Annotated in this window: 1 protein-coding gene; it reads left to right on the top strand. The window is 44.9% G+C overall.

What is annotated here, in order from left to right:
• Positions 1-336: 336 nt before the first annotated feature.
• Positions 337-555 carry a hypothetical protein gene (locus tag ACSZPU_RS26195; protein ID WP_499004540.1) on the top strand — a complete coding sequence of 73 codons (219 nt, stop codon included), beginning with the start codon at positions 337-339 and terminating at the stop codon, positions 553-555.
• Positions 556-603: the final 48 nt, after the last annotated feature.

Here is a 603-nt window from a genome sequence, read left to right as displayed (position 1 = left end):
TATCGGTAGTTAACCCTTCCTCCTACACTCTCCACAATCATGTCCGAGCGTTGCACTTATTATCTGAATTCGCGGTCGCTTATTTTTACCGTCTCTGGTTGTAGCACCCCTTTTCACGCAAAAGTTGAGGCCTATGACTTACTGTCTCGCCCTCTAACCGGGAAGAACATTGCAGTATAAAGTCCAGATGATTCAATTGCATCAAGAGTCTACACACAGCAAATCGTTACCGCACTTCGCGAAAAGGGGATGCAGGTGGTCAACCCGCCCGCGGACCTCACCCTTTAATTTAGTCTTAATGGTACCGCAGAAAACACCTATTCCCGGCAGGAAAATGTGTGGGGTACCGTTGATTACGTGGTTGATGAAGTGAGCACCTCGTATAAAAAAGGCGAGGAAAAAACAACCTACAACTATAAACCTGTTCAGGCGGTTGTTGGCACGCAAACGGTTTATGATAAATATTATTTCCGTCGACTTGGTATGACCATTAGCGACAGAAATAACAAACCGTTATTAAGCGTGAATATACCCGTGATCATTGAAACTGCTTGATTTCATGCTGTCAGGGGATCATGCTCAGACCATGAACATCAGACTTTC

Source organism: Phytobacter sp. V69 (assembly GCF_965644215.1).
Classification (GTDB): domain Bacteria; phylum Pseudomonadota; class Gammaproteobacteria; order Enterobacterales; family Enterobacteriaceae; genus Phytobacter.
The sequence above is the reverse complement of the archived record's forward strand: the minus strand, read 5'-3'. Positions and strand labels throughout refer to the sequence as shown.